At 45.2% G+C, this 22,234-nt stretch carries 22 protein-coding genes; 14 read left to right on the top strand and 8 right to left on the bottom strand.

All coding sequences use genetic code 11. The features are described from left to right. The first annotated feature begins 310 nt into the window (after positions 1–310). From upp to LJ740_RS19565, 3 genes are read left to right on the top strand one after another with little or no spacing between them, the layout of a single operon-like run. Entirely contained in the window at positions 311–940 is a 630-nt protein-coding gene (gene upp, locus LJ740_RS19575; RefSeq protein ID WP_229530824.1) for a uracil phosphoribosyltransferase, read from the top strand. 18 nt (positions 941–958) lie between these two features. Next, positions 959–1,204, top strand: coding sequence for a hypothetical protein (locus LJ740_RS19570; protein ID WP_229530823.1), 246 nt, complete (start codon positions 959–961; stop codon positions 1,202–1,204). After that, positions 1,205–1,630 (top strand): hypothetical protein, encoded by a 426-nt coding sequence (locus tag LJ740_RS19565; RefSeq protein ID WP_229530822.1) that lies wholly within the window; start codon positions 1,205–1,207, stop codon positions 1,628–1,630. A 136-nt stretch (positions 1,631–1,766) separates the two neighbouring features. On the opposite strand, the gene LJ740_RS19560 is transcribed toward LJ740_RS19565, so the two are convergent. Further along, on the bottom strand, positions 1,767–3,593 hold the full coding sequence (locus LJ740_RS19560) for a protein-disulfide reductase DsbD (RefSeq protein ID WP_377306613.1): 1,827 nt from the start codon (positions 3,591–3,593) through the stop codon (positions 1,767–1,769). Continuing rightward, positions 3,590–3,907, bottom strand: a complete 318-nt coding sequence (gene cutA / locus LJ740_RS19555) for a divalent-cation tolerance protein CutA (protein WP_229530821.1) — start codon at positions 3,905–3,907, stop codon at positions 3,590–3,592. The genes LJ740_RS19560 and cutA overlap by 4 nt, the downstream gene beginning before the upstream one ends. A 148-nt stretch (positions 3,908–4,055) precedes the next feature. On the opposite strand from cutA, the gene LJ740_RS19550 reads away from it, so the two are divergent. Both LJ740_RS19550 and LJ740_RS19545 read left to right on the top strand, forming a co-directional pair. Beyond that, positions 4,056–4,547: an FxsA family protein gene (locus tag LJ740_RS19550; RefSeq protein WP_377306615.1), complete on the top strand. Its 492-nt coding sequence runs from the start codon at positions 4,056–4,058 to the stop codon at positions 4,545–4,547. A 93-nt stretch (positions 4,548–4,640) separates the two neighbouring features. Then, positions 4,641–5,477: a type 2 periplasmic-binding domain-containing protein gene (locus LJ740_RS19545; RefSeq protein ID WP_229530819.1), complete on the top strand. Its 837-nt coding sequence runs from the start codon at positions 4,641–4,643 to the stop codon at positions 5,475–5,477. Between the two features lie 13 nt (positions 5,478–5,490). On the opposite strand, the gene LJ740_RS19540 is transcribed toward LJ740_RS19545, so the two are convergent. Together LJ740_RS19540 and LJ740_RS19535 are read right to left on the bottom strand one after the other, a co-directional pair. Continuing rightward, on the bottom strand, positions 5,491–6,357 hold the full coding sequence (locus tag LJ740_RS19540) for an MBL fold metallo-hydrolase (protein ID WP_229530818.1): 867 nt from the start codon (positions 6,355–6,357) through the stop codon (positions 5,491–5,493). 219 nt (positions 6,358–6,576) lie between these two features. Next, positions 6,577–7,194 (bottom strand): DJ-1/PfpI family protein, encoded by a 618-nt coding sequence (locus tag LJ740_RS19535; protein ID WP_229530817.1) that lies wholly within the window; start codon positions 7,192–7,194, stop codon positions 6,577–6,579. Positions 7,195–7,457: 263 nt separating this feature from the next. On the opposite strand from LJ740_RS19535, the gene LJ740_RS19530 reads away from it, so the two are divergent. Next, the gene (locus LJ740_RS19530; RefSeq protein ID WP_229530816.1) at positions 7,458–7,748 is read left to right on the top strand and encodes a co-chaperone GroES; all 291 of its coding nucleotides are present in this window, start codon (positions 7,458–7,460) and stop codon (positions 7,746–7,748) included. 39 nt (positions 7,749–7,787) lie between these two features. Then, a complete protein-coding gene (gene groL / locus LJ740_RS19525) occupies positions 7,788–9,431 on the top strand; it encodes a chaperonin GroEL (RefSeq protein ID WP_229530815.1) in 1,644 nt (547 codons plus the stop codon). A 159-nt stretch (positions 9,432–9,590) separates the two neighbouring features. Here the strand turns inward: groL and LJ740_RS19520 are convergent, their stop codons facing one another. Both LJ740_RS19520 and LJ740_RS19515 read right to left on the bottom strand, forming a co-directional pair. Beyond that, positions 9,591–11,546 (bottom strand): TolB family protein, encoded by a 1,956-nt coding sequence (locus tag LJ740_RS19520; RefSeq protein ID WP_229530814.1) that lies wholly within the window; start codon positions 11,544–11,546, stop codon positions 9,591–9,593. Beyond that, on the bottom strand, positions 11,476–11,784 hold the full coding sequence (locus LJ740_RS19515) for a winged helix-turn-helix domain-containing protein (protein WP_229530813.1): 309 nt from the start codon (positions 11,782–11,784) through the stop codon (positions 11,476–11,478). Before LJ740_RS19515 ends, LJ740_RS19520 begins: the two co-directional genes overlap by 71 nt. A gap of 207 nt (positions 11,785–11,991) precedes the next feature. Between LJ740_RS19515 and LJ740_RS19510 the strand changes: the two genes are divergently transcribed. Further along, entirely contained in the window at positions 11,992–13,230 is a 1,239-nt protein-coding gene (locus LJ740_RS19510) for a serine hydrolase domain-containing protein (protein WP_229530812.1), read from the top strand. Between the two features lie 114 nt (positions 13,231–13,344). Here the strand turns inward: LJ740_RS19510 and LJ740_RS19505 are convergent, their stop codons facing one another. After that, on the bottom strand, positions 13,345–13,971 hold the full coding sequence (locus tag LJ740_RS19505; protein ID WP_229530811.1) for a hypothetical protein: 627 nt from the start codon (positions 13,969–13,971) through the stop codon (positions 13,345–13,347). Between the two features lie 275 nt (positions 13,972–14,246). On the opposite strand from LJ740_RS19505, the gene LJ740_RS19500 reads away from it, so the two are divergent. From LJ740_RS19500 to LJ740_RS19485, 4 genes are all read left to right on the top strand, one after another. Then, entirely contained in the window at positions 14,247–14,798 is a 552-nt protein-coding gene (locus LJ740_RS19500) for a hypothetical protein (protein ID WP_229530810.1), read from the top strand. 167 nt (positions 14,799–14,965) lie between these two features. Then, entirely contained in the window at positions 14,966–15,340 is a 375-nt protein-coding gene (locus tag LJ740_RS19495) for a hypothetical protein (RefSeq protein ID WP_229530809.1), read from the top strand. After that, positions 15,337–15,840, top strand: a complete 504-nt coding sequence (locus tag LJ740_RS19490; protein ID WP_229530808.1) for a hypothetical protein — start codon at positions 15,337–15,339, stop codon at positions 15,838–15,840. Before LJ740_RS19495 ends, LJ740_RS19490 begins: the two co-directional genes overlap by 4 nt. A gap of 60 nt (positions 15,841–15,900) precedes the next feature. Further along, positions 15,901–17,586 carry an AsmA-like C-terminal region-containing protein gene (locus LJ740_RS19485; protein ID WP_229530807.1) on the top strand — a complete coding sequence of 562 codons (1,686 nt, stop codon included), beginning with the start codon at positions 15,901–15,903 and terminating at the stop codon, positions 17,584–17,586. 99 nt (positions 17,587–17,685) lie between these two features. Here the strand turns inward: LJ740_RS19485 and LJ740_RS19480 are convergent, their stop codons facing one another. Further along, complete coding sequence (locus tag LJ740_RS19480; protein WP_229530806.1) at positions 17,686–18,156, bottom strand: hypothetical protein; 471 nt, start codon at positions 18,154–18,156, stop codon at positions 17,686–17,688. 518 nt (positions 18,157–18,674) lie between these two features. Here LJ740_RS19480 and LJ740_RS19475 point away from each other — a divergent pair. After that, positions 18,675–20,387 (top strand): ATP-dependent nuclease, encoded by a 1,713-nt coding sequence (locus LJ740_RS19475; RefSeq protein ID WP_229530805.1) that lies wholly within the window; start codon positions 18,675–18,677, stop codon positions 20,385–20,387. Between the two features lies 1 nt (position 20,388). Next, positions 20,389–22,023, top strand: a complete 1,635-nt coding sequence (locus tag LJ740_RS19470; protein WP_229530804.1) for a UvrD-helicase domain-containing protein — start codon at positions 20,389–20,391, stop codon at positions 22,021–22,023. The last annotated feature ends 211 nt before the right edge of the window (positions 22,024–22,234 follow it).

Below are 22,234 nucleotides of genomic sequence, written 5' to 3'. Positions count from 1 at the left end.
ACTGAATTTATAGACTAAAAATCATCAAACGTCGTCGAAAACACTTAATATTTAACAGTATGAAACAATTATGTCAGACGCAACATAAAAACAGGTTAAATAATGAGCGATCAGTTTCGCAATATCCTATAATTCGCTCCATTATAGGTAAAATTGCAGAAAAGGCAGCATTTTACTGGTCTAATCTGCGAAGATTAGCGCATTTTCTTAGCAAGTCATTTCTTTTTGAAGACAATTTAATGACATTTCAAAAGCAACAGAATCGGTTTAAAGTACACTTATAAAAATCCAGACAACGGAAAACAACACTATGCCAGTCCATTACATTAAACACCCCCTTATCGAGCATAAAATTGGTTTAATGCGAACCAAAGACATCAGCACCAAAAACTTTCGGGAACTGGCCGGAGAAATAGGCGGTTTGCTGACTTATGAAGCCACCCGTAATCTGCCCACAGAAAACGCCGAAATTACCGGCTGGAGTGGCGAACCAATCCAGGTACAACAAATTCACGGCAAGAAAATCACCCTGGTGCCGATTTTGCGGGCAGGTTTAGGTATGCTGGATGGGGTAATGAACCTGGTGCCCACGGCAAAAATCAGTGTGGTGGGTTTTTATCGTGACGAGGAAACCCTGCAACCGGTTCCCTACTTCGACAAAGTTATTGAAGATGTTGAGCAACGCACCGCACTTATTTTAGATCCCATGTTGGCCACCGGCGGTACTATGAATGCCACCATCGACCTGCTCAAAAATAAAGGCTGTACTTCTATCGCCTGTCTGGTGTTACTGGCAGCACCTGAGGGTATCTATAATGTTCGACAGATCCACGACGATGTTGACATTTATACCGCCGCCATAGACGAGCGTTTAAATGATAACGGCTATATTTTGCCAGGCCTTGGCGATGCCGGTGATAAGATATTTGGCACCAAGTAAACACAATCGGATAAGCGGATGAATAACGACAAGTTGCAACTGGAAATCGAAGGACAAAACGTCGCCGTATTGTCCTGCAGAGCTTATGAAGAGTTACTTAAACTCGAACTGCCCAACGATGCGATCAGCAGCGTATTTCATGTAAAGGACAGTCCACGCTACCAGATCAATATGGGAAACTCAGTGGCAGGCTATTATAAAATATTGTCTGCCCGTCCATTGGCAAACCAGAGCAGCACACTGTTGTCGCTGCACAAACAATAAATGACGACAGATTTATTCCTGCTGCCGGTTGCGGCCTCGGTTTGTCTGATTATGGCACTACTGGAGGCCTGGTTGTTGACTGCCGCCCGCTACCTGAAATGGCGCTGGGTAAAAAAGGTATTTCCTAATTACCGGGATCTGGTGCGTTCTCACATCGATTATCTGATCATGTCTGCCATTATCTTTGTGGTTTTTCTGGTGCTGCTGCAGTTGCAAATCAATCCTCCATCACTCATTTTATGGCTGACCCTGATTGGTGCCATTTACAACCCGTTTGGCTTTATTCTGCAGGCCATAAAACCGGATATTGTCGGTGAAGACACCTTATCTAAAGTCGGCGTAGTGATTGGTTTTCTGCCATTGAGTATCGGCTTGGGATGGTGTGTAGTAACCATACTGGTCGCCAGCGTTTACCGACTGACTTAAATTAATAGTGTCTCGGAAATAGCAAAGCGGGCAGAACAGCTTTATTTAAACAGGGTGGCGTGTCATACAGAGATTTGTGAATTGACCACTGGCGAGTCGCCCCGCCAGTATCTCCTGCAAGTCAAATAGTTATGAGCTACAGCGCATTGCGCACATGCGCTTCAAATTTATCGGCCTTCATAAAACCAGTAACTCTGGCGCTGTCCAGCTCATTGCCCTGCTCATCAAAAAATAAGATGGTGGGTAGCCCTAAAATGGCAAAGTTTTCCTGAAACTCCAGCGATTGCGGTGTATTGTCGGTCAAATCAATTTGCATCCACACGGTATTCGACAGGGCATCCTGTACTCCGGCATCGGTAAAGGTGTACTTCTCAAACTCTTTACAGGCCACACACCAGTCGGCGTATAAGTCGATCATCACAGATTTACCTTGCTGATTGGCTTGCGTCAGCTTGGCTTCGAAGTCGGCCAGGTCTTTCACAATCAGAAACTCGGGATGGGCTTTGGCTGCAGTCGCCGTCCCGTCGGAATGATTAACTAAGCCCGTTGCCAGCTGGATTTGTTGCCAGCCCCACAGCGCAGATGCAAACAAACCCAGGAAAATCACCACAATCCGCACACCTTTCCAGAAGCTTGCTGTACTGTTTTGATTCATCACATAAAAATAGCCAAACATGGCTAATCCCACCGCAGCCCAGGCCAGGTTGGTCCAGAGATTTTCTACCATGCGCTCCAGGAATAATAACGCGACGGCCAGCATCATAAAGCCAAAAGCGACTTTCACAATGTTCATCCAGTTGCCCGCTTTAGGCAGCAACTTACCACCGGTTACAGCGAAGATAATCAACGGGATGCCCATGCCAATGCTCAGAGCGTATAGCGCCGTAAAGCCCAGTAACAAATCACCACTTTGGGCAATAAACAGCAATATGCCGGTCAGCGGTGCAGTAGTACAGGGGGAAGCCACCAGCCCGGAAATTGCGCCCATAATAAACACGCCCACAAAGCTGCCGCCTTTTTGTTGAGCGCTCATGCTATTCAGTTTTACCTGCCAGCTTGAAGGCAGTTGCAGTTCATATGCACCAAACATCACCAGTGCCAATGCGGTAAAGATGACGGTGAAAGTTATTAAAATCCAGTCTGCCTGCAGTGCCGCCTGAAACTGCACACCGGCACTGGCTACCGCCAACCCGATCAGGGAATAAGTAATGGCCATACCCTGAACATAAAAGAATGATAATGTCAGCACCCTGGAAGTTTTAACCTGTTTTCCCTGCCCCACCACAATACTGGAAATAATGGGATACATAGGAAACACACAAGGGGTAAAGGCCAGCGCCGCACCCAGCAGCACAAAAAGCAGTAATGTCATTGCCAGTGGTTGCTCGCCGGATAACATGGCTTGCAGTTCAAATTGCTCAGATACGGAACCAGTTTCAGACTCCATAGCTTCAGAAGATTGAGCCGCTTTAGCCAGTTCGGCATCACCAGCAACCGCACTCAGATAAACCACTTTAGTGGTGGGTGGATAACACAAACCGGCTTCTGCACAGCCCTGATAGCGGACCTTGAACACCCCGTCCTGTTTGGCATATTGAATATCGTGTCGAATTTCTAACTGTTCAAAATACACATCGGATATGCCAAAGTACTCATCTTCGATTTGCTGATGTTCAGTAACAAACACGGCATCAGTTACGGTGACGTCCCTGGCAACGTATTTATATTGCTTTTTATACAGGTAGTAGCCCTCGGCAATCTGCCAGCTTAATATCAGCTGCTCATCTTGTTGATCAAACTCAAAGATAAAGGCTTCATCGACGGGCAAAAACTCGGGCTCTTCAGAGAATAAATCGTCTACCTGAGTATCAAATTGCAGGGCCTGGGAGGGTTGCAACCAGGACAGCTGCAACACCATTAAAATGACTGAAAAAATTAAAACAAACTGCTTGTTATTGCTCATTTAACCGTACTTTTTATCCACTTTTCATATTCATCACCTGCAGCATCGGCATTTAACACAATCCACTCAGGAACATCATAGGGATGCGTTTTAAAGACCAGTTTCTGCAAGGCAGCCACAGCCTCTTTATGAGTTTTAAGTACCAGTTGGCACTCAGAATTTTGCTGTACCTTACCCTGCCAACGATATACCGACAAAATCCCGGGCACAATGTTCACGCAGGCCGCCAGGTTCGCCTCAATGGCTTTGCAAGCAATGTCGCGTGCATGGGATTTATCAGGACAAGTACACAAAACAACACATAAATCTGACATAATAGCTCCTAAAGACCTGTACTCCTGAGATCATATTTCATGCTCAAGAAAAAACAGGGATACAAACTTGGTTACATAACATAGCATTGAGTTTTTATTCAGAGCCTCAATGTCTATAGGGATAAAGCGTAGGCCAAAAGAGACGAACGTGTTTGCAAAACTTTTCATATTATTCGCGATTTTACCCATTATTGAAATAGCCTTGCTGATCAATGTTGGAGAAATAATTGGTGGCTGGAATACCGTCGCCATAGTCATTATCACAGCCTTTTTGGGTGCCCACCTGGTGCGTCAGGAAGGAATACAAACCCTGACGAACGCTCAACTCAAAATGCGCAGTGGTGAAATGCCCGGCCAGGAAATGGCGGAAGGTTTGCTATTGTTAGTTGCGGGTGTGTTGCTGGTAACGCCAGGATTTATTACTGATGCCATCGGGTTTCTGTTTGCCACACCGTTCACCCGCCCGCTCATTGCAAGGTATCTGATGGCGAATCTGGGTCATCGGGTGGTCATGCACAGCGCCGGGGGTTTTCAGCAGGCGCAGTTTCAGCAACATCAACAAACTCAGTCCCGGTATCAGTCATCCAAACCGCAAGATCCAACGGTGATCGAAGGCGAATATCAGCGCAAAGACGATTAGAAACTCATGTGCCTTGTACTAAAGTACCAATGAAAAATCATTGAAACTGGTCTTTAATTAGCACTATGAAAAGACCAAATATTTTACCCTGACATGCGTCGCTATTTCGCACTGTTCTTTGTGCTGATGGTCAATAGTGCCATCGCCGAAGAACTTTTCCTTACCTATCCTCATCAGTCATTTTCTGACGGATACCCGCTGGCGTTGCTAAAAATGGCCCTCAAAAAGGGACAACCGGATAACCAATATCACCTCACTGAGTCCGGCATAAAGATTCAACAGGGGCGCGCACTGGTGCTGTTATCACAAGATATTGAACTGGATGTGGCCTGGAGCATGACTTCCATTGAACGAGAAAAAAAGCTTCGGGCCATCAAAATCCCCATTTATAAAGGCTTGTTTGGCTATCGCATATTTTTAATTTCTGCTCAAAACCAACATCGTTTCAGCAAAGACATGTCACTGTCAGGGTTACAACAAGAACGCCTGGCTGTGCAGGGTCACGACTGGCCAGATATCAAAGTGCTGCAACACAATGGATTCAGGGTAGAAGGCGTTGAGATCTACGACGCCATGTTTGAACTGGTGGAAAAAGGTCGGGCCGACTACTTCCCGCGCTCAATACTGGAAGTGTGGGGAGAGGCCCAACAGCACCAGCAACACGGCCTGGTAGTGGAACAACAGCTGGCATTTGCCTACCCTGCCTACATCTTCTTTTTCGTACACAAAAACAACCGGGCACTGGCCGAGACAATCGAAAAAGGCATTCTGGCCAGTATTGACGATGGTTCTTTTGATATTTTATTCGATACAATTGAAAACGGCGCCATCGAAAGAGCCAACCTCAATAACCGCAAGATTATCCCACTACACAATCGCACCGTGAACAGCAAAGGGGTTTACCCCTGGCCGTCATTGTCACAGCAATGAATTTTAATAATCTCTAGCTTTCATCTACGATTCCCAACACATCTTTGACGAAATGTATGGTATATGGGCTGAGCCTTTGGTAATCATTTAGCGGTTTCAGTAAGTTGTGAATATCCTGGCTTTCGGCAATTTTTGTCGGTTTGAGTCCTGATTTATGAAGCGATTTAACTTTTTCTACAAATAGTCCGTAGGTTGCCATCAACTCTCCCATATCCGCTTTGTTGCCAAACTCCTCTGCCGTCCAGTTCCCTGGGTAATAAATGGTTTCTTCGTCTCCCTGAGCCAGGATCAAATCTAACGCTGCGATATGCTCATCGGGACCGTTGGGGCCAGAATAGACAATCCAGTCAAAACTTAACGCGTCACCTGCGAAAATGACATTGCTATTTTCAAGTTTGACCATGACATGATCAGTAGTGTGAGCTTTGGTTGGAATAACCCAAAGTTTCTCTGTACCTACATCCAACCGATAGGGTTTATCCACTAATATCCTGTTTTCAAACACATTCGGGATAAGGTTTTTATGAGCGATGAATGTTGCGCCACGCTCTACAAAATATCTGCTGCCATAATATTGGTAGTAGTCGCCATCAATACTAATGACATGTCGGATGGGTTTATCAGTTACCTTTTTAATAAGCCCTTCAACGTGGGGAGAGAACTCTTTCATCATGGTAGTGATGAGTACAACACTGTGTTCTCCGACTACGGCAGCAAAATTGATTGATGCATCGCCATAGTCCTGAGTCATCACATACAAGCTTTCATTCACTTTTTTAGTCTTGAAGAGACTTAAATCCAGGTCCGAAGCAGAGACAGAAGATACAATGATATATAGAAATACCAGGACGGTTGTGGCGATTTTAAATTTGAGCTTCATTGTTAGTTAGTCCATTTTTTTGTTCTAAAAGCGGAACAAAAATGTACTACAAGAATGTCGAGCTTAGTATGAAGCCTGTCCCGTTTATTCGGTGATTGAACCAGAACAATATAAATACCGGTAGAACATTGCATTTTTTGCAATATTTCAGCCCCGATTTAACACGCCCGTTTGAGATAAGCAAAAATTTCAGATGAAATACAAGACGCGCTGACTAAATCAGTCGCGCCCAAAATCCATCCCGCAGTCCGCGCTATTGCGATGATACTCCATGTAGATTGCGGTTTTGTTGGCCACCTTTGCACTGGTAATGTCCTTAAGTAAATCCAGCGCGGCATCTATACCAGCCGATATACCGCCTGCAGACAGCAGTTTGCCAGCGCGCACGTAGCGCAAATGTGACTGAGGAAATGCATCGGGGGCCAGCGCCACTAGCTGTGGATATACTTCCTGATGTGTACAGAACTGTTTTCCTGACAACAACCCCATACCGGCTAACAACCGCGTACCGGAACACACGGTTAACACCTGTTCCGCCTGCTGATACCGCTGCTTTACCCAGCACTGATATTCGGGAAGCTGAAATATCGCTTTGGTGCCGTCGCCACCTGGTATCACAAGATAATGAATATCATCTGGACAACTGGCAAAACTGCAGTCTACACCCACTCTCAAACCATTCACTGCGCACACATCTTTGCCATCAATACTGACAGTGAGCACATTTAACAGCCCATAGTCATGTAATTCATTAGCTACTGAAAACACCTCAAAAGGGCCGGCAAAGTCCAGCACTTCCACCTGATCAAACATTAATATCGCAAGATTTTTCTTCATGGTTATTGATTCCTGAATATTGGCACTGCCCCTGATTATTCCGCTTTGACAGGGTGTTTTTCGGACTTTGATACGACGAATTGCGACAAATAAACAAAAATTTCACTTTTTTTAAAAAAAAGTCCTTGAGATCGATTCTGAGACCCCCATCTAGGCAGGCAGACATAAACAACATGCCACTTTGCCAATTGGCACAGTGGTTAAAATAACCGCCCATTTGGGTACTTATTTGACTTAAACAAGACTTATCAGGAGATCTTGAGATGGCAATTCGTCCTTTACACGATCGCGTTATCGTTAAGCGTCACGAGCAGGAAACTAAATCTGCTGGCGGCATCGTTTTAACTGGCTCTGCTGCAGAAAAATCCACTCGTGGTGAAGTTATCGCTGTTGGTAACGGTCGCCTTCTTGACAATGGTGAAGTTCGCGCACTTGACGTAAAAGTTGGCGACATCGTTGTTTTCAATGATGGATACGGCGTTAAAACTGAAAAACTGGATGGCGAAGAAGTGCTTATCATGAGCGAAAGCGACATCCTTGCAATCGTCGAATAATACAACCCCATCAACTAAGCATAATTAGAGGAAATTAAAATGGCAGCTAAAGAAGTTCGCTTCTCAGATGACGCTCGCGCAAAAATGTTGGCGGGTGTTAACGTTCTGGCAAACGCAGTAAGAGTTACTTTGGGTCCTAAGGGCCGCAACGTTGTTTTAGACAAGTCTTTCGGCGCACCTACCATCACTAAAGACGGTGTATCTGTAGCCAAAGAAATCGAACTGGAAGACAAGTTCGAGAACATGGGCGCACAGATGGTTAAAGAAGTTGCGTCTAAAGCTAACGACGAAGCGGGTGACGGTACTACTACTGCCACTGTTCTGGCGCAATCTATCGTAACTGAAGGTCTTAAGTCTGTTGCCGCGGGTATGAACCCAATGGATCTTAAGCGCGGTATCGACAAAGCTGTTGCTGCAGCGGTTGAAGAATTAAAATCCCTGTCTACAGATTGTAAAGACAGCAAGTCAATTGCTCAGGTAGGTACTATCTCTGCAAACTCTGACGAAGAAGTAGGTAACATCATTGCTGAAGCAATGGACCGTGTAGGTCAGGAAGGCGTTATCACTGTTGAAGAAGGTCAGGCGTTGCAAAACGAGCTGGACGTTGTTGAAGGTATGCAATTCGACCGCGGTTACCTGTCTCCTTACTTCATCAACAACCAGGACAACGGTACTGTTGAACTGGAAAACCCTTTCATTCTGTTGGTTGACAAAAAAGTATCCAGCATCCGTGAATTGCTGCCAGTATTAGAAGCTGTTGCTAAAGCCTCTAAGCCGCTGTTGGTTATCGCTGAAGACTTAGAAGGCGAAGCACTGGCCACTATGGTGGTTAACAACATGCGCGGTATCGTTAAAGTTGCTGCGGTTAAAGCACCTGGTTTCGGTGACCGTCGTAAAGCTATGTTACAAGACATCGCGACTCTGACTGGCGGTACTGTAATCTCTGAAGAAATCGGTCTTGAGCTGGAAAAAGCCACGCTGGAAGATTTAGGTACTGCTAAGCGTATCGTTATCAACAAAGACAACACAACTGTTGTTGACGGTGCTGGCGACGAAGAAGCCATCAAAGGTCGTTGCGCGCAAATCCGTGGTCAAATCGAAGAATCTACTTCTGACTACGACAAAGAAAAACTGCAAGAGCGTCTGGCTAAATTGTCTGGCGGTGTAGCAGTAATCAAAGTTGGCGCAGCCACTGAAGTTGAAATGAAAGAGAAGAAAGCTCGCGTAGAAGATGCACTGCACGCTACTCGCGCTGCCGTTGAAGAAGGTGTAGTACCTGGTGGTGGTGTTGCTCTGGTTCGTGTTGCTGCTAAATTAGCAGGCCTGACTGGTGACAACGAAGACCAGACTCACGGTGTAAACCTGGCACTGCGCGCGATGGAATCTCCTCTGCGTCAAATCGCTTCTAACGCCGGTGCAGAAGCTTCTGTTGTTACTAACGAAGTTAAGAACCACGAAGGTAACTACGGTTACAACGCGGGTAACGACACTTACGGTGACATGATCGAAATGGGTATCCTTGACCCAACTAAGGTTACGCGTTCAGCTCTGCAATTCGCAGCGTCTATCGCCAGCCTGATGATCACTACCGAGTGTATGATCACTGATGCACCTAAAGATGAAGCGCCTGCGCCAGATATGAGCGGCATGGGCGGCATGGGTGGCATGGGCGGCATGATGTAGTGCGACCCAGCTACTTAAGCTAACTATGAAAAACCCGGCGCCTGCCGGGTTTTTTGTGGGTGATACAATACGCTACTGTGGCTCAATAATAGTAAACAGCTTACCCGAGTTTTTTAAACTTCTGATTTGTTGGTAATGACCGGCAGTTCTAAAACCGACTCACTGCAGTGTCAGCTCCACCACGTCCTTGCGGGCTGCGACACGTAAGGTCAGTAACATCTGTTGCTCATTAATATCCGTGATGTAATCAACGGTATCCGGCAATTGGGCAATAATGCCTGAACTATTGTCTTGCAGATTATAAAACCACAGCTGATAGTCGCGATAGATGCTGTATATCTGCTCGCCACGAACCACAAAGTGTTTGTGCCGACCTGTGCCGTTTTCGATTGGGATAAGCTGATCCTCAGCGGGACCCGGTTGCCAAAAGCGGTCCAGGTTATCCAGATAAATGATTTTGCCATCGTCGGTTTTTTGTGCCCAAATCACCTTTTTATTATTCACTACACGTACACTAAGTTTATCCAGGTCTATTTCCACCAGCCGACTGATGCCCTGAATTTGGGCCATGGCCAGCACCGTTTGCCCGGCACTATCCCAGTGAAAAAGATCGGTCACCGGATAGGGAAGCTGGATCTCAGTTTCGCGACCATTAAGTTCAATGCGCTTTAATTCGTAGGACGCGCTGACTAACACACTTTGCCCGTCAGCCGCCCAGACAAAACTGGGGATAAAGGTATCTAACGGAAACTGGCTAAGCTGTGTTGTTCTTTCGCCATCGGTTAACCAGATCTGCGCCGCACCAGAGCGGTTGGAAACGTAGGCAATCCAATCCCCCTCAGGCTGAAATCTGGCCTGTTCATCCTCCAATGTAGAGCGGGCCAGCGTCTCATCAAGCATTTGTTGCCGGGTAATATTACCGGGTGTGTTGTCTGAGAACGGGCCAGGCAATAACACAATATCACTGTCGTAAAAGCCTTTAATGGCCAGCATATGTTTGCCATCCGGATGAAATACCGGTGTCCCCATAGCCTCATCCAGTGGCACAGTAATGCGCGCCACCTGGCCCTTATGAGACAGGCTAAAGAGTTGCCTGCCGGTGCTAAATAGCAATAACTCATCCAAAGCCGAAAAACGCGGATAAATCGGGCGATATTTTGCAATCTTATCCGGCAATTGGATCGCATGGCTGGACACCAATTCTCCGTCCGGATTGCGCATGTCGATATACGCCTTGCCATCACTATCGATACGCGACAGTGCCAACAAATTTAGTGCCGGTGAATAATCATAGGCAATCAGGTTGCCTGATTCAGGTGCAAACAAAGTGCTGCTTTTGTCTTCCTGGATGGAATAGCTAATAAGTTGCCAGCGGCCCTCATGTTTCTGCATTAAGGCAATGTCATCACTATTCAGCCAGCGGGCTGTGCGAATTTCAGTATTTTTACACTCCATCAGTGTTTCCGGACGCTGTGGCGACCTGAGGGCCTGTTCAAAATTTATGCTTTGCAGCTTAAAACAGCTGTTTTGCGTAATGGGTGTTCTGCAATCCACCTCTTTTACAAACGCCAGGGTTTTACCATCGGCTGAAAACGCCGCACTATCAAATGCCCCAACCTCCTGGGTCAGTTGAAACTCTTCCTGAGTTTCTCTGTTCTTTGCCCAAAGGTTGTTCACGCACAGCACTTCCGGATAACGTTTAAACACAATGTATTTGCCATCCGGTGAATAAACACTGGCCAGTTCCCGGTTGTCTGTTGAAGTCAGCGCGCGAATATTATCAATAGCAAACCGGGGCTCTGACTCAGTCCAGAAACGGTTTGTTAGCAACGTGCCCACAATCAGCAGTAAAGCCACCAGCGCGAATAGTGCGGTTCGTTTTTGACGTATGCTATGGGTTGAAGAAGGGGATGCAGGCTTGCCGGAAGAGGTTGAAGATTCATCATCGGTTGTAGCAGCCTGCGTGCCATTGACGACAACGTCTTCAGTCAGTGTATCACTGTGTTGGTCATGGCTGCTTTGTGGCGAAATCCCCGTTTGCCAACTAACGCTGCATTCCAGGCTGTAACCTTTTTTTGGCATGGGTTTTAATGATGTGCTGTTGTCTGCTGTCATCACCTAATGCCTTGCGCAGTTGGGCAATACAGCGTTGCAGCGTATTGGGAGACACCACGGTATCTTTCCAGATGTTGTCCAGCAGGTCGTCCTGACTTACCACTTTGCCCTGATGTTCCGCCAGATAGGTCAGCACCGCCAATACTTTCGGCGGCAGTGTCAGTGTTTCGTTATTGTGGGTGATCTGATTCCGGGAAAGATCAATAAAAAACCCGCCCAACCAATATTGTTCTGCCATAACCCCTCTGACGCCAGGCTCGTCCCAAAGATACCAACGTTACCACTATCACCGGCAGAGAAGAATATGATTTCCGCTTATCAGCAAAAAATCAGCGACAAGTCAGCGTTTTATCATGTTTTACGGGGTAATTACGACAGACTGGTGATGAGATCAATAACCACGACTCAGCACCTGGCTGAGGAGTCCGAATTTTAAAGGACAGACATGAAAACAAAAATCCGCCACTTATTCACAATCACCACTATCAGTATGATCTGCAACTTCGCACTTGCCGGTTCAGGGATAGATTCGTCAGGGGCCCCCAGAGCCACCGCAGAAGAAGCCTTAATCAAACACTGGCGAGAGCCAGAACTCAATCAGAGATTCATGGATATTCCGGAACTCGAAAAGGCCTACATCAGTGCCAGTCCGGAAAACCTTAATGATGGCATAGCCGTCGGCAACCTCAGCTCCCGCCTCGGCGATAACGCGGCCATTGTTAAACTGGCCAAAGAAATTGCAGAAGAAAAGCACGGTCAACTGGACAGTTTGCTAATTGCACATCAGGGAGAGTTGCTGTTTGAATCTTATTACCGGCGCGGCCGAATCGACTTATCGCACCCGCAATCTTCTGCCACCAAAAGTTACACCTCACTGGCCGTTGGTCGTGCAATACAATTGGGTTATTTGTCGATGGCGGATTTGGACAAACCGGTGATCAGTTTTCTCAAGGATTTGGATCACGCCCGGTTAGCAGATGGCGCAGGGAAAGTCACCCTTCGCCATGCCCTGACCATGACCACCGGGATCACTATTAGTGAAGAGCAATGGCAGCAAATCAATGACAATCCGGAGAAGCTCAAGGGGCAACAGGAAGTTCAGGTCATTCTGGAAACCAGCCAACCCATCAGCGACGACACTCAGGTGTTTAAATATGGTACCGGCCCGCAATTGATCATGCAGGTGCTGGATGCGGTTGTACCCGGCTCTGCTCAAAACTTTATTAAAACAGAATTGCTCGACAAACTCGGTATTCACAATTACAGCTGGAAAAACGCCGCCAGTGGCCTGCCGGAATCTGGCTGGAAAGCCAGTATCACCTCGCGGGATATGCTGAAATTTGGATTGCTGTTCAGTAACAAGGGTAAATGGCAGGAACAACAACTGATTTCAGCGGCTTACCTCAGCGACGCGACCCGCCGTCATATATTCACCGGCGATGATGATATATACGGCGGTGGTAAAGATGTGTCCAGACAGGGTTACGGGTATTACTTTTGGGGCACCGATTTACATCACAATGGAAAACATTACCCGTCAGCTTCAGCCCAGGGCGGCGGCGGTATGTATATATTGCACGTTAAAGAACTCAACCTGGTGGTAGTAGTAACAGCACATCATCGCGATCAGACAACACAACAAATGATCGCTGAGCGAATACTGCCAGCTTTTGTAGCGAGCTGACAGGGCAGTACTATCACTAAAGAACCCTGCTTTTTCCGGCGCCTGTCTTGGCATCAGGATAAAGCAGGGTTATTGCGTTTCTATCCAGCACATCAAACCGGAAATGAAGATACGCTAAACAGCCACGCGGCAGGTTAACTGAAGCAAAGTATTGCCCTGAACCTGACAGACCATATTAGCCTGTGAACTTAGCCGGTTCACAGCCTTAAACAGGGTGGCCTGAAGTTGCAACTGTTGCTGCAACTTTGCCATAGTCGCCGAAGGATCAGGCGCCGGAAAATTGATGGCAAACCCCTTGTCAAACTCGCTAAACTCAACATCGGCTATATCCCGACATAACCCAGCTTGCAACCTGCATGCAGCGACTAATTTACTGCCACGTTCGCGGAAAATAATAACATCGGGATCTGAGTTTTGCTGACTATCGGCAACGTGATTGTTGTTATCTTCTGTCCAATCTTTCCCGTTAGCATCGAACGAACTTTCCAAATCCTGAAGGTAGTTGTAATGCCCATCATTAAGCGCTGCTGTAGCAAATTCTTCTATGATTCTTTGTTCAGACAATTCTGTCCGGTTGTAAATTATCAATGACTTTACGCCATCTGTGACGCTATAAGAAACCCGAACTTCTTCCCCTGATGAAGCACTAAACCACAGCTCCTCAGTCAATGTATTTGCCAGCGTCTTAGCAGCCATCAAAGACAAAAAAGTGAAAAAAACACATGCGTACATTTTGCTCATAGTTTGTTCATTAATACCCTATCCATGTAATAACCGGCCCCCTAAACAACCAATAAGGACGGTTAATTAAGCTACCTGAAAGTTTAATTAAACCCTTTAAATGCTGCAATACCCGATCTGTCATTTAATAGCACAGTGGCTGCGAAGTCATCGCACTACAGGGATTTGTAAGGCGTTTGACAACACGGAGCCGCCACATTACATTGGTTCGAATATTTACCGGCTTTAACCTGAGCTGCCAGCAAACACATTTACCCCGGCAAGAGGACTGAGAAATGAAAGTATCAATGTACACTTTGCTTGTCGTAATTGCCGTGATTTGGGCCAACAAGGTTGATGCCGATGTAGCAAACTGTATTCCTGAGTGTCAGTTCTATTTGTCAGAGGGGCACGCAAACGCGGTTAAGGTGTCGGTGCCCAATACCTGGTTTCAACTGGATGCCAGTGATCCAGACAATAACCAGGCAACCATACATATTGACCTGAAAGATCCAGGTCAACCCCAATATAACAATGTCCCTCATACCTTCACACTGGGCCACAGTATCGAGTTTGTCTCTGATCCAAGGTTAAATGAAGCTTTTCGGTTTACCCTGGAAGCAATCGAAAGTACACAGGTCAAAATTTCCATCAAACAATTAGCTGAACAAAGCCCGGACAATGGTGCATGGCGCACAATACAATTCCTCGCTAAACAGGCCAACTATCTGGTGGGTGCTTTGGGTCTGTTATGTGTAATAATTCTGTTTATTAAAAAGCCGGAAAACTACATTGCTTTGTGTGGTGTCGTTTTTGGCGTGGCAACCCTCATCATCGGCATGATATAGGCCTTGTTGGCGTAGGCCCGTTATTGCACTGCGCTTAGTAAATTCAACAAAACGTTACATTTAATTGCGTCGTTTCTCGGGGAAATTGGCAATATCTTTACCCCGCACCTTTCCTAAATATGCAGTTATGGTAAATTTATATTCAGCGTCTTTATTATTCTTACATTATGTTGCCATCCTATCAGGTCATCGTTAAAAAGCAGTTAATCAAAGTAGACCTTGAGGGGGACTGGGATAATAAGTCTGACCTGGCTTACCTCAACGAACTGGCGCTCACCATGCGCAACATGCAATCCGCTCCCTGGGGATTGGTGGTAGATATGCGAGGCTGGGTTGTCAGTAAAGAGACCCTTGGTTTTAAACAAAAAACGGCATTTCATATGGACCGGCGCAATCAGGTAGTGGAGTGCTGGATAGTGGACAACCTGAATCAGGGTGCGCATCTTATTCACTTTATCGAAAAGGCGAAAATTCCCCTGAAGCGCTGCACCAGCGTTGACAGTGCGCAACTGTGGTTGAACCAATACGGCTTCAATCTTTGAACAGCATTGACATGTATCAGTCACGCCAGATTAATCATATCGTCACAAATCCGGCTTACACTGCGCAGTGTACTCTTTCTCACTCACCAACCATGAAAAGTCCAACCTATTCCATCACCACGCAACATAAAGTTATTCAGGTTATTTTGAAAGGCGAATGGAACCCGGTTATCGATTTGCGTTACATGTGTGAACTGGCAGATACGGTCAGAACGGTAAACAACAAAAAGTGGTCGCTCATGGTGGATATGAGCCAATGCCACATTCACGCCAATAATATCGCCGGACAGTACGCCAATAGTTTAAGTACCGATCGCCGTAATCAACTCTCCGAAGTCTGGGTAGTCAATCGTGCCGATCAGGGGGACTTCTTTCTTCAGTTTGGCAACACCTCGCAAATCAAAGTCCACAAGTGCTTTTCCCGCAAAGAAGGGCAGCTGTATCTGGAGAGACAAGGTTTTTTGCCTGCTCAGATAACAGAGGAACTTTGCTGCGGATAGGTTGTCTTCACTTTCTGACAAGCAATTTTAGGGTCGGTTTAAAAAAGGAGTGGTATCAATATGACGTTAGCTAAGAAGATCGTTTCCACCGTCGTCGTTGTGCCTGTACTGTTGCTCCTGTTAGCCGCACTATTTTGGGATCCAAACTGGTTTAAAGATGAAGCGACTCCCTACCTGAACGATGTCGAAAGTCACAGCATTGCATTCGAGGATATCGAACACAGCTTATTCAATCCGGGTAAAATTACCATCAAGCAATTGCGCGTGAACGGCCCGATTGTCAATGGCGATATTGGTACCCTGGTGGTAGACGCAAGTATTATGGATGCCATCAGCAAAAACATTATCCTTGACGAGGTTCGATTGATCGCTCCTGATCTGCAAATAAACATGCAGGCGCTGGATGACTGGTTAGCAACACGTCCGGCTCAGGCTGAGCCCGAAGCCGATAACGCCGCTAACACACTTCCGGTCAAGCGAGTGCTGTTACATAAGCTGAGTATCGAAAAGGCCAATCTGCAGGATGTCTCTGCACAGCAGCAATTTATAGTGAATAACCTGAACTTACAGCTTGAAGATGTGCATATTGCGGAACAATCCGAAATCATCATTTTAAAAGATCACTCCCCTATCCGCGCGAAACTGGATGTTGCGCAGTTGCAGGCTCAGGGTGCCAATTTGGGTAAGGTAGCTACCACAATAACTGCCACAGAAAACAATATCAGGCTCGACAACCTGAGCCTGAACACCGAGCGTACCCGGTTGCATTTATCCGGAACTCTGCAAAACCCGAAAGGCGACGCCAACCTGACATTAAACATTGCGGATAGTCAGCTGGCTTTGGCAGATTTCGCTGCCTTGCTACCGCAATTTCCGCTGCAAAACTTAGGCATGATGACACTTTCCGGCGAGGTGCAAACAAGCGGCAAACTGAGCCAGCCTGTGAACTTGCTCAATGACCTGATCAGCGATCTCCGACTGCAACTGGACACAGGTAAAAGTCAGCTGGATGTGGCGGGTAAAGTTACCAGTGACGCAGGCCATTCACGTATTCAACTGGACATCAACGAGAGTCAGGTCAACCTGGATGAATTTCACGCCTTTATGCCAAGCTCTCCGGTTAAACCCTCTGGCACCATGGCATTATCAGGACTCATTGATGCCCAGGGTCTGCTTCAGGACCCACAATCCTTTTTAAAAACACTGTCAGGCAATATCGAGTTGGGCTTAGACGGCGGCAAACTGCAGGGCGTAGATATCAACAAAATAGTAAAAGGCTTTAAAGATAGTAAAGAAAGTGACTGGAAAGACGTGGGCAGCTTTCTGATCACCGGGCCAGTAGGTATTCTGGCAGCGAACGTATTTGATTTGGGAAGTGGCGCGAATGCGTCTGGTGGCGAAACCCTGATCCCACAATTTAAGCTAAAGAGTAAAATGGATAACGGTGCCTTACTGCTCAAAGATACCGCCATCGCCACCGATAAATACCGGCTGGCATTTGAAGGTCAGCTGAACCCCACCGACAAAACCTTTAACGATTTTACCTTTGCCTTGCTGGATAAAGCCGGTTGCGCCGATATCAAACAGACTCTGAACGGCAGTATGTCCAATCCCAAAAGCGCCATCGCACAATCGCTACTGGATTCCGCCTTAGCGCCACTTTCTGGGTTACTCAAATCCGTGAAAAACAGCGCCTCAAAGTGCACACCATTTTATCAGGGTGACGTAGCGCACCCTGAAAACTGATACCACTATTTCTGTTAATATTTTAGCCTTTGGGGCATTGGTGCGAAGCGTTTGAATGAAAGAATACCGAATCCGGCAAGGCCAATGGCCTGCCCTTATTCAATTACATTGTTCACCGGCCTTTGAAGCATTAACCCTGCTCTCTTTAGCATTTCCAATGATATATACCATGAGGATAAAGCCTGAAAAAAGCACACTATTAAATGCGATGCTCGCCCAAGGCCACCACCACAAAACCTGATAAACGGCAAAAACAGATTCACTCAGCCCGCTACAGGCATTATTAACGTAAGTTGCCGCATTAATTGCTCTGTCGGCAATGCCTGTCAGGTTGACGATGTGGAATAACCACATAAAGGCTGAACCGAACAGCAGCGCTTTCCAAACCAGCTTGTGCTCGTTAATAAATTTCCTGGCCTCTGCTGAGGTCAGTACCCAGCCTATGGCCACTATCAAAGATGCAATCATGGAGTAAACAGTATTTATGTAATCCGACTTCGCCGCTTTCATTGCATCGAGGGCAATCTTGCAGATCTCAATCACATTTTCCGGGTTCGCTACGATATCCATATTATTCCCTCAGGTTGCTACACACTAAGCGGCAGATTAGCGAGCAATTATTTACCTTGGCGATTATTTTTGCAAATAAGCCGGTGGTGGAGAATGCCCCTGTTTTTTATTTTGATGTAACAAGTCATCCTTCAGGATTAGTTTTTGAATGCTTTGCAGACAGATTCTTGTCCGCTCTTACCGTGAAGTAATCAATCGTGCATCTGGAAATATGCTAAACAACAGGTTGTTCCCAACAACGATAATCACTATTCAAATACCCAAGTGTTAACAAGTTTCTCCCATAGTCAGGAAAACGACCCATTGGTTCATTTTTGTAGTGAACCCACTCGATGTATAAGTTTATTTCAGACCACTTCTGGTATTATCCGGGTAAATTTGTTATCAATTGAAAAAAGAATGAAAACGACCCCGCACCTGGTAGAAAAACGCCCCGTTGGGTCGATATTAAGTTGTTATAGAACAGGCGCATACGCGAATTTGTCAAGTTAAGTAGTTCTCATCTTAAGGGTAAGTAAGTGCAGATAGAAAAAGTAGAAATCACTAATTTCAGAAACTTTGAGTCCGCGATAATCGCTTTTAGAAAAAGCACTCTTGTTATAGGGGCAAATGACGTTGGCAAGACGAACCTAATGTTTGCCTTAAGGCTTCTGCTAGATAAATCCCTATCGGAAAGAGATATTGAGCCATCAGAAACAGACTTTAATATTAAACCTGATGGCTCACAGGCAAATGAATTTAGCATAGTGATTCATTTTTGTGATGTGAAAGAAGAAGCAGTTTTATCCGTTTTGCGTGAATATGTAAGTGATGATTCCAAAACAGTATTTAAGCTGGCAGCGTCTAGAGAAAACCTAGAACATAAGTTCTACGCAGGGGCTGATGAAACAGACCTAGAAGAAATAAGCAATCGATTCTACTTGAAGTATATAAATCTTAGGTATATTAAATCGCAGCGAGATTTACAGAAGTTTATAGATATTGAAAAAAAGCAACTTCTAAAACTATCTCAAACCGACAGGAACGATGCTGATGCAGCATCTGATAATAAACAACTCAACAAAATTGGAAAGAGCCTAAACATAGTTAATGAACGAGTAAGGCGCTTAAACTACGTAAAGAGCTCTACTAATTTAGTAAATGATGAGCTGAAAAAACTTGCTCATACCTTTGATGGTTATGGAGTGCATTTAGATTCCGGTGCAATCCAAGTTCAGCAATTTATTGACAGCCTACAGTTAAGCGCATCATCTAATGGATCAAAGATCATGCTTGGCGGTGATGGGCGAAACAACCAAATTCTTTTAGCGTTATGGAAGGCAAAAAGCCTAAGAGATCATGACCCTGATCATGAGGTCGTATTCTACTGTGTTGAAGAGCCAGAGGCTCATTTGCACCCGCACCAACAGAGGAAGCTAGCCGATTATCTAAACAATGAATTACCTGGCCAAACATTAATAACAAGCCATTCCCCCCAAATTACAGCTAGATACTCCCCAGACTCAATCGCCCATATTATAAATCGGGGAAATGGCAGCTACGCCGCAAATGATGGGTGCTCGGAATGTATCAGTGACACATGGGACGAACTTGGCTATAGAATGAGTATCCTCCCTGCTGAGGCATTCTTTTCAAGGGTTGTTTTATTGGTAGAAGGCCCATCTGAGCAACTTTTTTATACTGAATTGGCAAAAGAAAATGGCATAGATTTAGATTTCTATAATATATCAATTTTATCGGTAGACGGAGTTCAATTTAAAGTTTATGTAGATGTACTAAATGCAATGGAAATTCCATGGGTCTTAAGAACAGACAATGATGTTTCCAAAATTACAGTGGGCGGTGTAGAACTCCGGAATCTGGCTGGTATTAATAGGTGCCTAGACTTATTAGGTATGCAAAAGTATGACCATCGAGATGTAGATACAACAGCAGAATCAATAGTTCAGAATGGGATTTGGCAGAATGTATCCAATCAAATTAATCCGCATAATACGTTCCTTTCTAAAGTTGACTTGGAGCATGATTTGGCGAGTGAGCTGCCTGCACAAGTAATCGCTTATACAGAAAAAGCTAATACCGCTGACGCCATTAAGTATATGGCAGATAAAAAAGCAGTTCGTATGCGTGGGTTTTTGAATGCTTATAAGAATGAATTGAATAATCTAGGGGCTGGAGATCTAGTAAAACCTTTATTAAGAAGCTTAGAAATTGCTAAAGGGTTAGCTTAGAATGACTAATTCTTTTATCCCCACGCCTGATCAACAGGCAGCAATAGACTCCAATGCCAACATGGTTATTACAGCATGTCCTGGAAGCGGTAAAACATCGATAGTTGTTCATAAAATAAGAAAAGAGATTCCTGAAATAGGGAATCATAGAGGCGTGATAGGTATAACATTCACAGTTAAGGCCAGCAAGGAGCTAAAAAGAAAGTGCAAGAAAGATGGCTTCAACACGAAACGTAGTTTCTTCGGAACAATTGATCACTTTTGCTTAAGTGAAATTATATTCCCCTTCGCCAAAAGAATGTGGGGGCCAGCTGATAGTCGCCTTGAGTGTATAACTTATGATGAGCTGGATGAAGGATTAAAAACCAAGCTGCCGCCATTAAGTGATGCGGGTGTGGTGCTTTCAACTAATGACTATGATCAATATGAAGATGAATTTATTCAACAGTATAAAAACGGAATTGTTCTTCTTGAAGCAGTTGGAATATTAGCAAACCACATTTTAAATAATTCAATTGCATGCCAAAGGTATATATCGGCCAGATATACATCACTATATGTGGATGAATACCAGGATTCCTCACAAGCACAGCACAAGTTATTCCTTAGTTTATTGCAGTTGGGGCTAAGGGCAGTAGCTGTAGGGGACGTGCAGCAATCTATTTATGCTTGGCGAGGAAGTAGTCCCGAATATATCAATGAACTAATTTCCTTACCTGAAGTATTTGAACACCACATTGTTAATATTAATCATCGGTGTCACCCATCCATAACAAATTATGCAAATAGATTGTTTTCTGAAAGTGCAAATCTTTTGCCTGTCAACGAAATAAGAGTCTTCCGAAGAGTATTTAACGGAACACAAATTGATCTAGCTAATGAACTGAACACCTATCTACCTCAAACTGCTGCTTCATTTGGTGTTACCAATCTTTCAGAGATAGCAATTTTAGTAAGAAACAATAGAAGTTTGGACTATTTAATATCGGAGTTGAATATACCGCACCGCGTGTACAATGATGACCCCCTGGGCTTGATAAATACACGAGCCAGCAATCTTTTTTCTGACCTTCTTAGGTATAGATATGACAGTGCTTTTTTAAGTACTGACATTGATGCTGTCCGTGAATATGAAAGTAGATGTACACGAGCGGAGCTCGCTAGAGTAAGATCAGAAATCGTGTTAGTGCGGTCAATCGGAGAGCAATATTTAGAAGAGGCTATTCTTGGTATCTCAAGAGAACTTCTGGGAGGTGATGTGGCTTCTAGAGACATTGATGCGCTGAAGGTCGTCATTAATTCTACTGATGCACTAAGTCAATATGCTCCTAGTAATGACAGTGAAGTTCAAGTGATGACGCTTCACAAGTCTAAAGGGTTGGAGTTTGAGATAGTCTTTCATCTTGACCTGTATGATTGGGTTTTCCCATATAGAGAATATACGGGAGATTTTAATGATGAGATTTACCCTAGTTGGGATCAAGACCTAAACCTCCATTATGTAGGAATAACAAGAGCTAAAACTGCATGTATTTTAGCTCGAAGTACACGCCGTCTTAATAATCAGGGGCAAAATAGACAAGGTCAGAATTCTGCTTTCTTAGAATTAAATGGGCTTGGTGGACTATATGCATAATCGACATTATCAGTTGCTGAAGGGGTTCACAGCTTCGGTTATTGATATTTTTAAATATCGACCAGCCCTACGAGAGACTACAGATGCTCTATAATCGGGTAGCCGGAGGTCTCTAACCTCCAGCCCCCACAACACCCTGCATGCGGCTCCGCACAGGGCGTTTCATTCAGGATAGTGAAGCGCTATCCAACCATCTCGTAGCGAATAAAGC

The organism is Planctobacterium marinum (genome assembly GCF_020687805.1).
Lineage (GTDB): Bacteria > Pseudomonadota > Gammaproteobacteria > Enterobacterales > Alteromonadaceae > Planctobacterium > Planctobacterium marinum.
Note: the sequence above shows the minus strand (reverse complement) of the source record. Positions and strands in the feature narration are given on the sequence as shown.

Bases quoted from the DNA above. Each gene is read 5' to 3' on its own strand.
- upp (WP_229530824.1), top strand. From the start codon at position 311: ATGCCAGTCCATTACATTAAACACCCCCTTATCGAGCATAAAATTGGT.
- LJ740_RS19570 (WP_229530823.1), top strand. From the start codon at position 959: ATGAATAACGACAAGTTGCAACTGGAAATCGAAGGACAAAACGTCGCC.
- LJ740_RS19565 (WP_229530822.1), top strand. From the start codon at position 1,205: ATGACGACAGATTTATTCCTGCTGCCGGTTGCGGCCTCGGTTTGTCTG.
- LJ740_RS19560 (WP_377306613.1), bottom strand. From the start codon at position 3,593: ATGAGCAATAACAAGCAGTTTGTTTTAATTTTTTCAGTCATTTTAATG.
- cutA (WP_229530821.1), bottom strand. From the start codon at position 3,907: ATGTCAGATTTATGTGTTGTTTTGTGTACTTGTCCTGATAAATCCCAT.
- LJ740_RS19545 (WP_229530819.1), top strand. From the start codon at position 4,641: ATGCGTCGCTATTTCGCACTGTTCTTTGTGCTGATGGTCAATAGTGCC.
- LJ740_RS19540 (WP_229530818.1), bottom strand. From the start codon at position 6,357: ATGAAGCTCAAATTTAAAATCGCCACAACCGTCCTGGTATTTCTATAT.
- LJ740_RS19535 (WP_229530817.1), bottom strand. From the start codon at position 7,194: ATGAAGAAAAATCTTGCGATATTAATGTTTGATCAGGTGGAAGTGCTG.
- LJ740_RS19530 (WP_229530816.1), top strand. From the start codon at position 7,458: ATGGCAATTCGTCCTTTACACGATCGCGTTATCGTTAAGCGTCACGAG.
- groL (WP_229530815.1), top strand. From the start codon at position 7,788: ATGGCAGCTAAAGAAGTTCGCTTCTCAGATGACGCTCGCGCAAAAATG.
- LJ740_RS19520 (WP_229530814.1), bottom strand. From the start codon at position 11,546: ATGACAGCAGACAACAGCACATCATTAAAACCCATGCCAAAAAAAGGT.
- LJ740_RS19515 (WP_229530813.1), bottom strand. From the start codon at position 11,784: ATGGCAGAACAATATTGGTTGGGCGGGTTTTTTATTGATCTTTCCCGG.
- LJ740_RS19510 (WP_229530812.1), top strand. From the start codon at position 11,992: ATGAAAACAAAAATCCGCCACTTATTCACAATCACCACTATCAGTATG.
- LJ740_RS19505 (WP_229530811.1), bottom strand. From the start codon at position 13,971: ATGAGCAAAATGTACGCATGTGTTTTTTTCACTTTTTTGTCTTTGATG.
- LJ740_RS19500 (WP_229530810.1), top strand. From the start codon at position 14,247: ATGAAAGTATCAATGTACACTTTGCTTGTCGTAATTGCCGTGATTTGG.
- LJ740_RS19495 (WP_229530809.1), top strand. From the start codon at position 14,966: ATGTTGCCATCCTATCAGGTCATCGTTAAAAAGCAGTTAATCAAAGTA.
- LJ740_RS19485 (WP_229530807.1), top strand. From the start codon at position 15,901: ATGACGTTAGCTAAGAAGATCGTTTCCACCGTCGTCGTTGTGCCTGTA.
- LJ740_RS19480 (WP_229530806.1), bottom strand. From the start codon at position 18,156: ATGGATATCGTAGCGAACCCGGAAAATGTGATTGAGATCTGCAAGATT.
- LJ740_RS19470 (WP_229530804.1), top strand. From the start codon at position 20,389: ATGACTAATTCTTTTATCCCCACGCCTGATCAACAGGCAGCAATAGAC.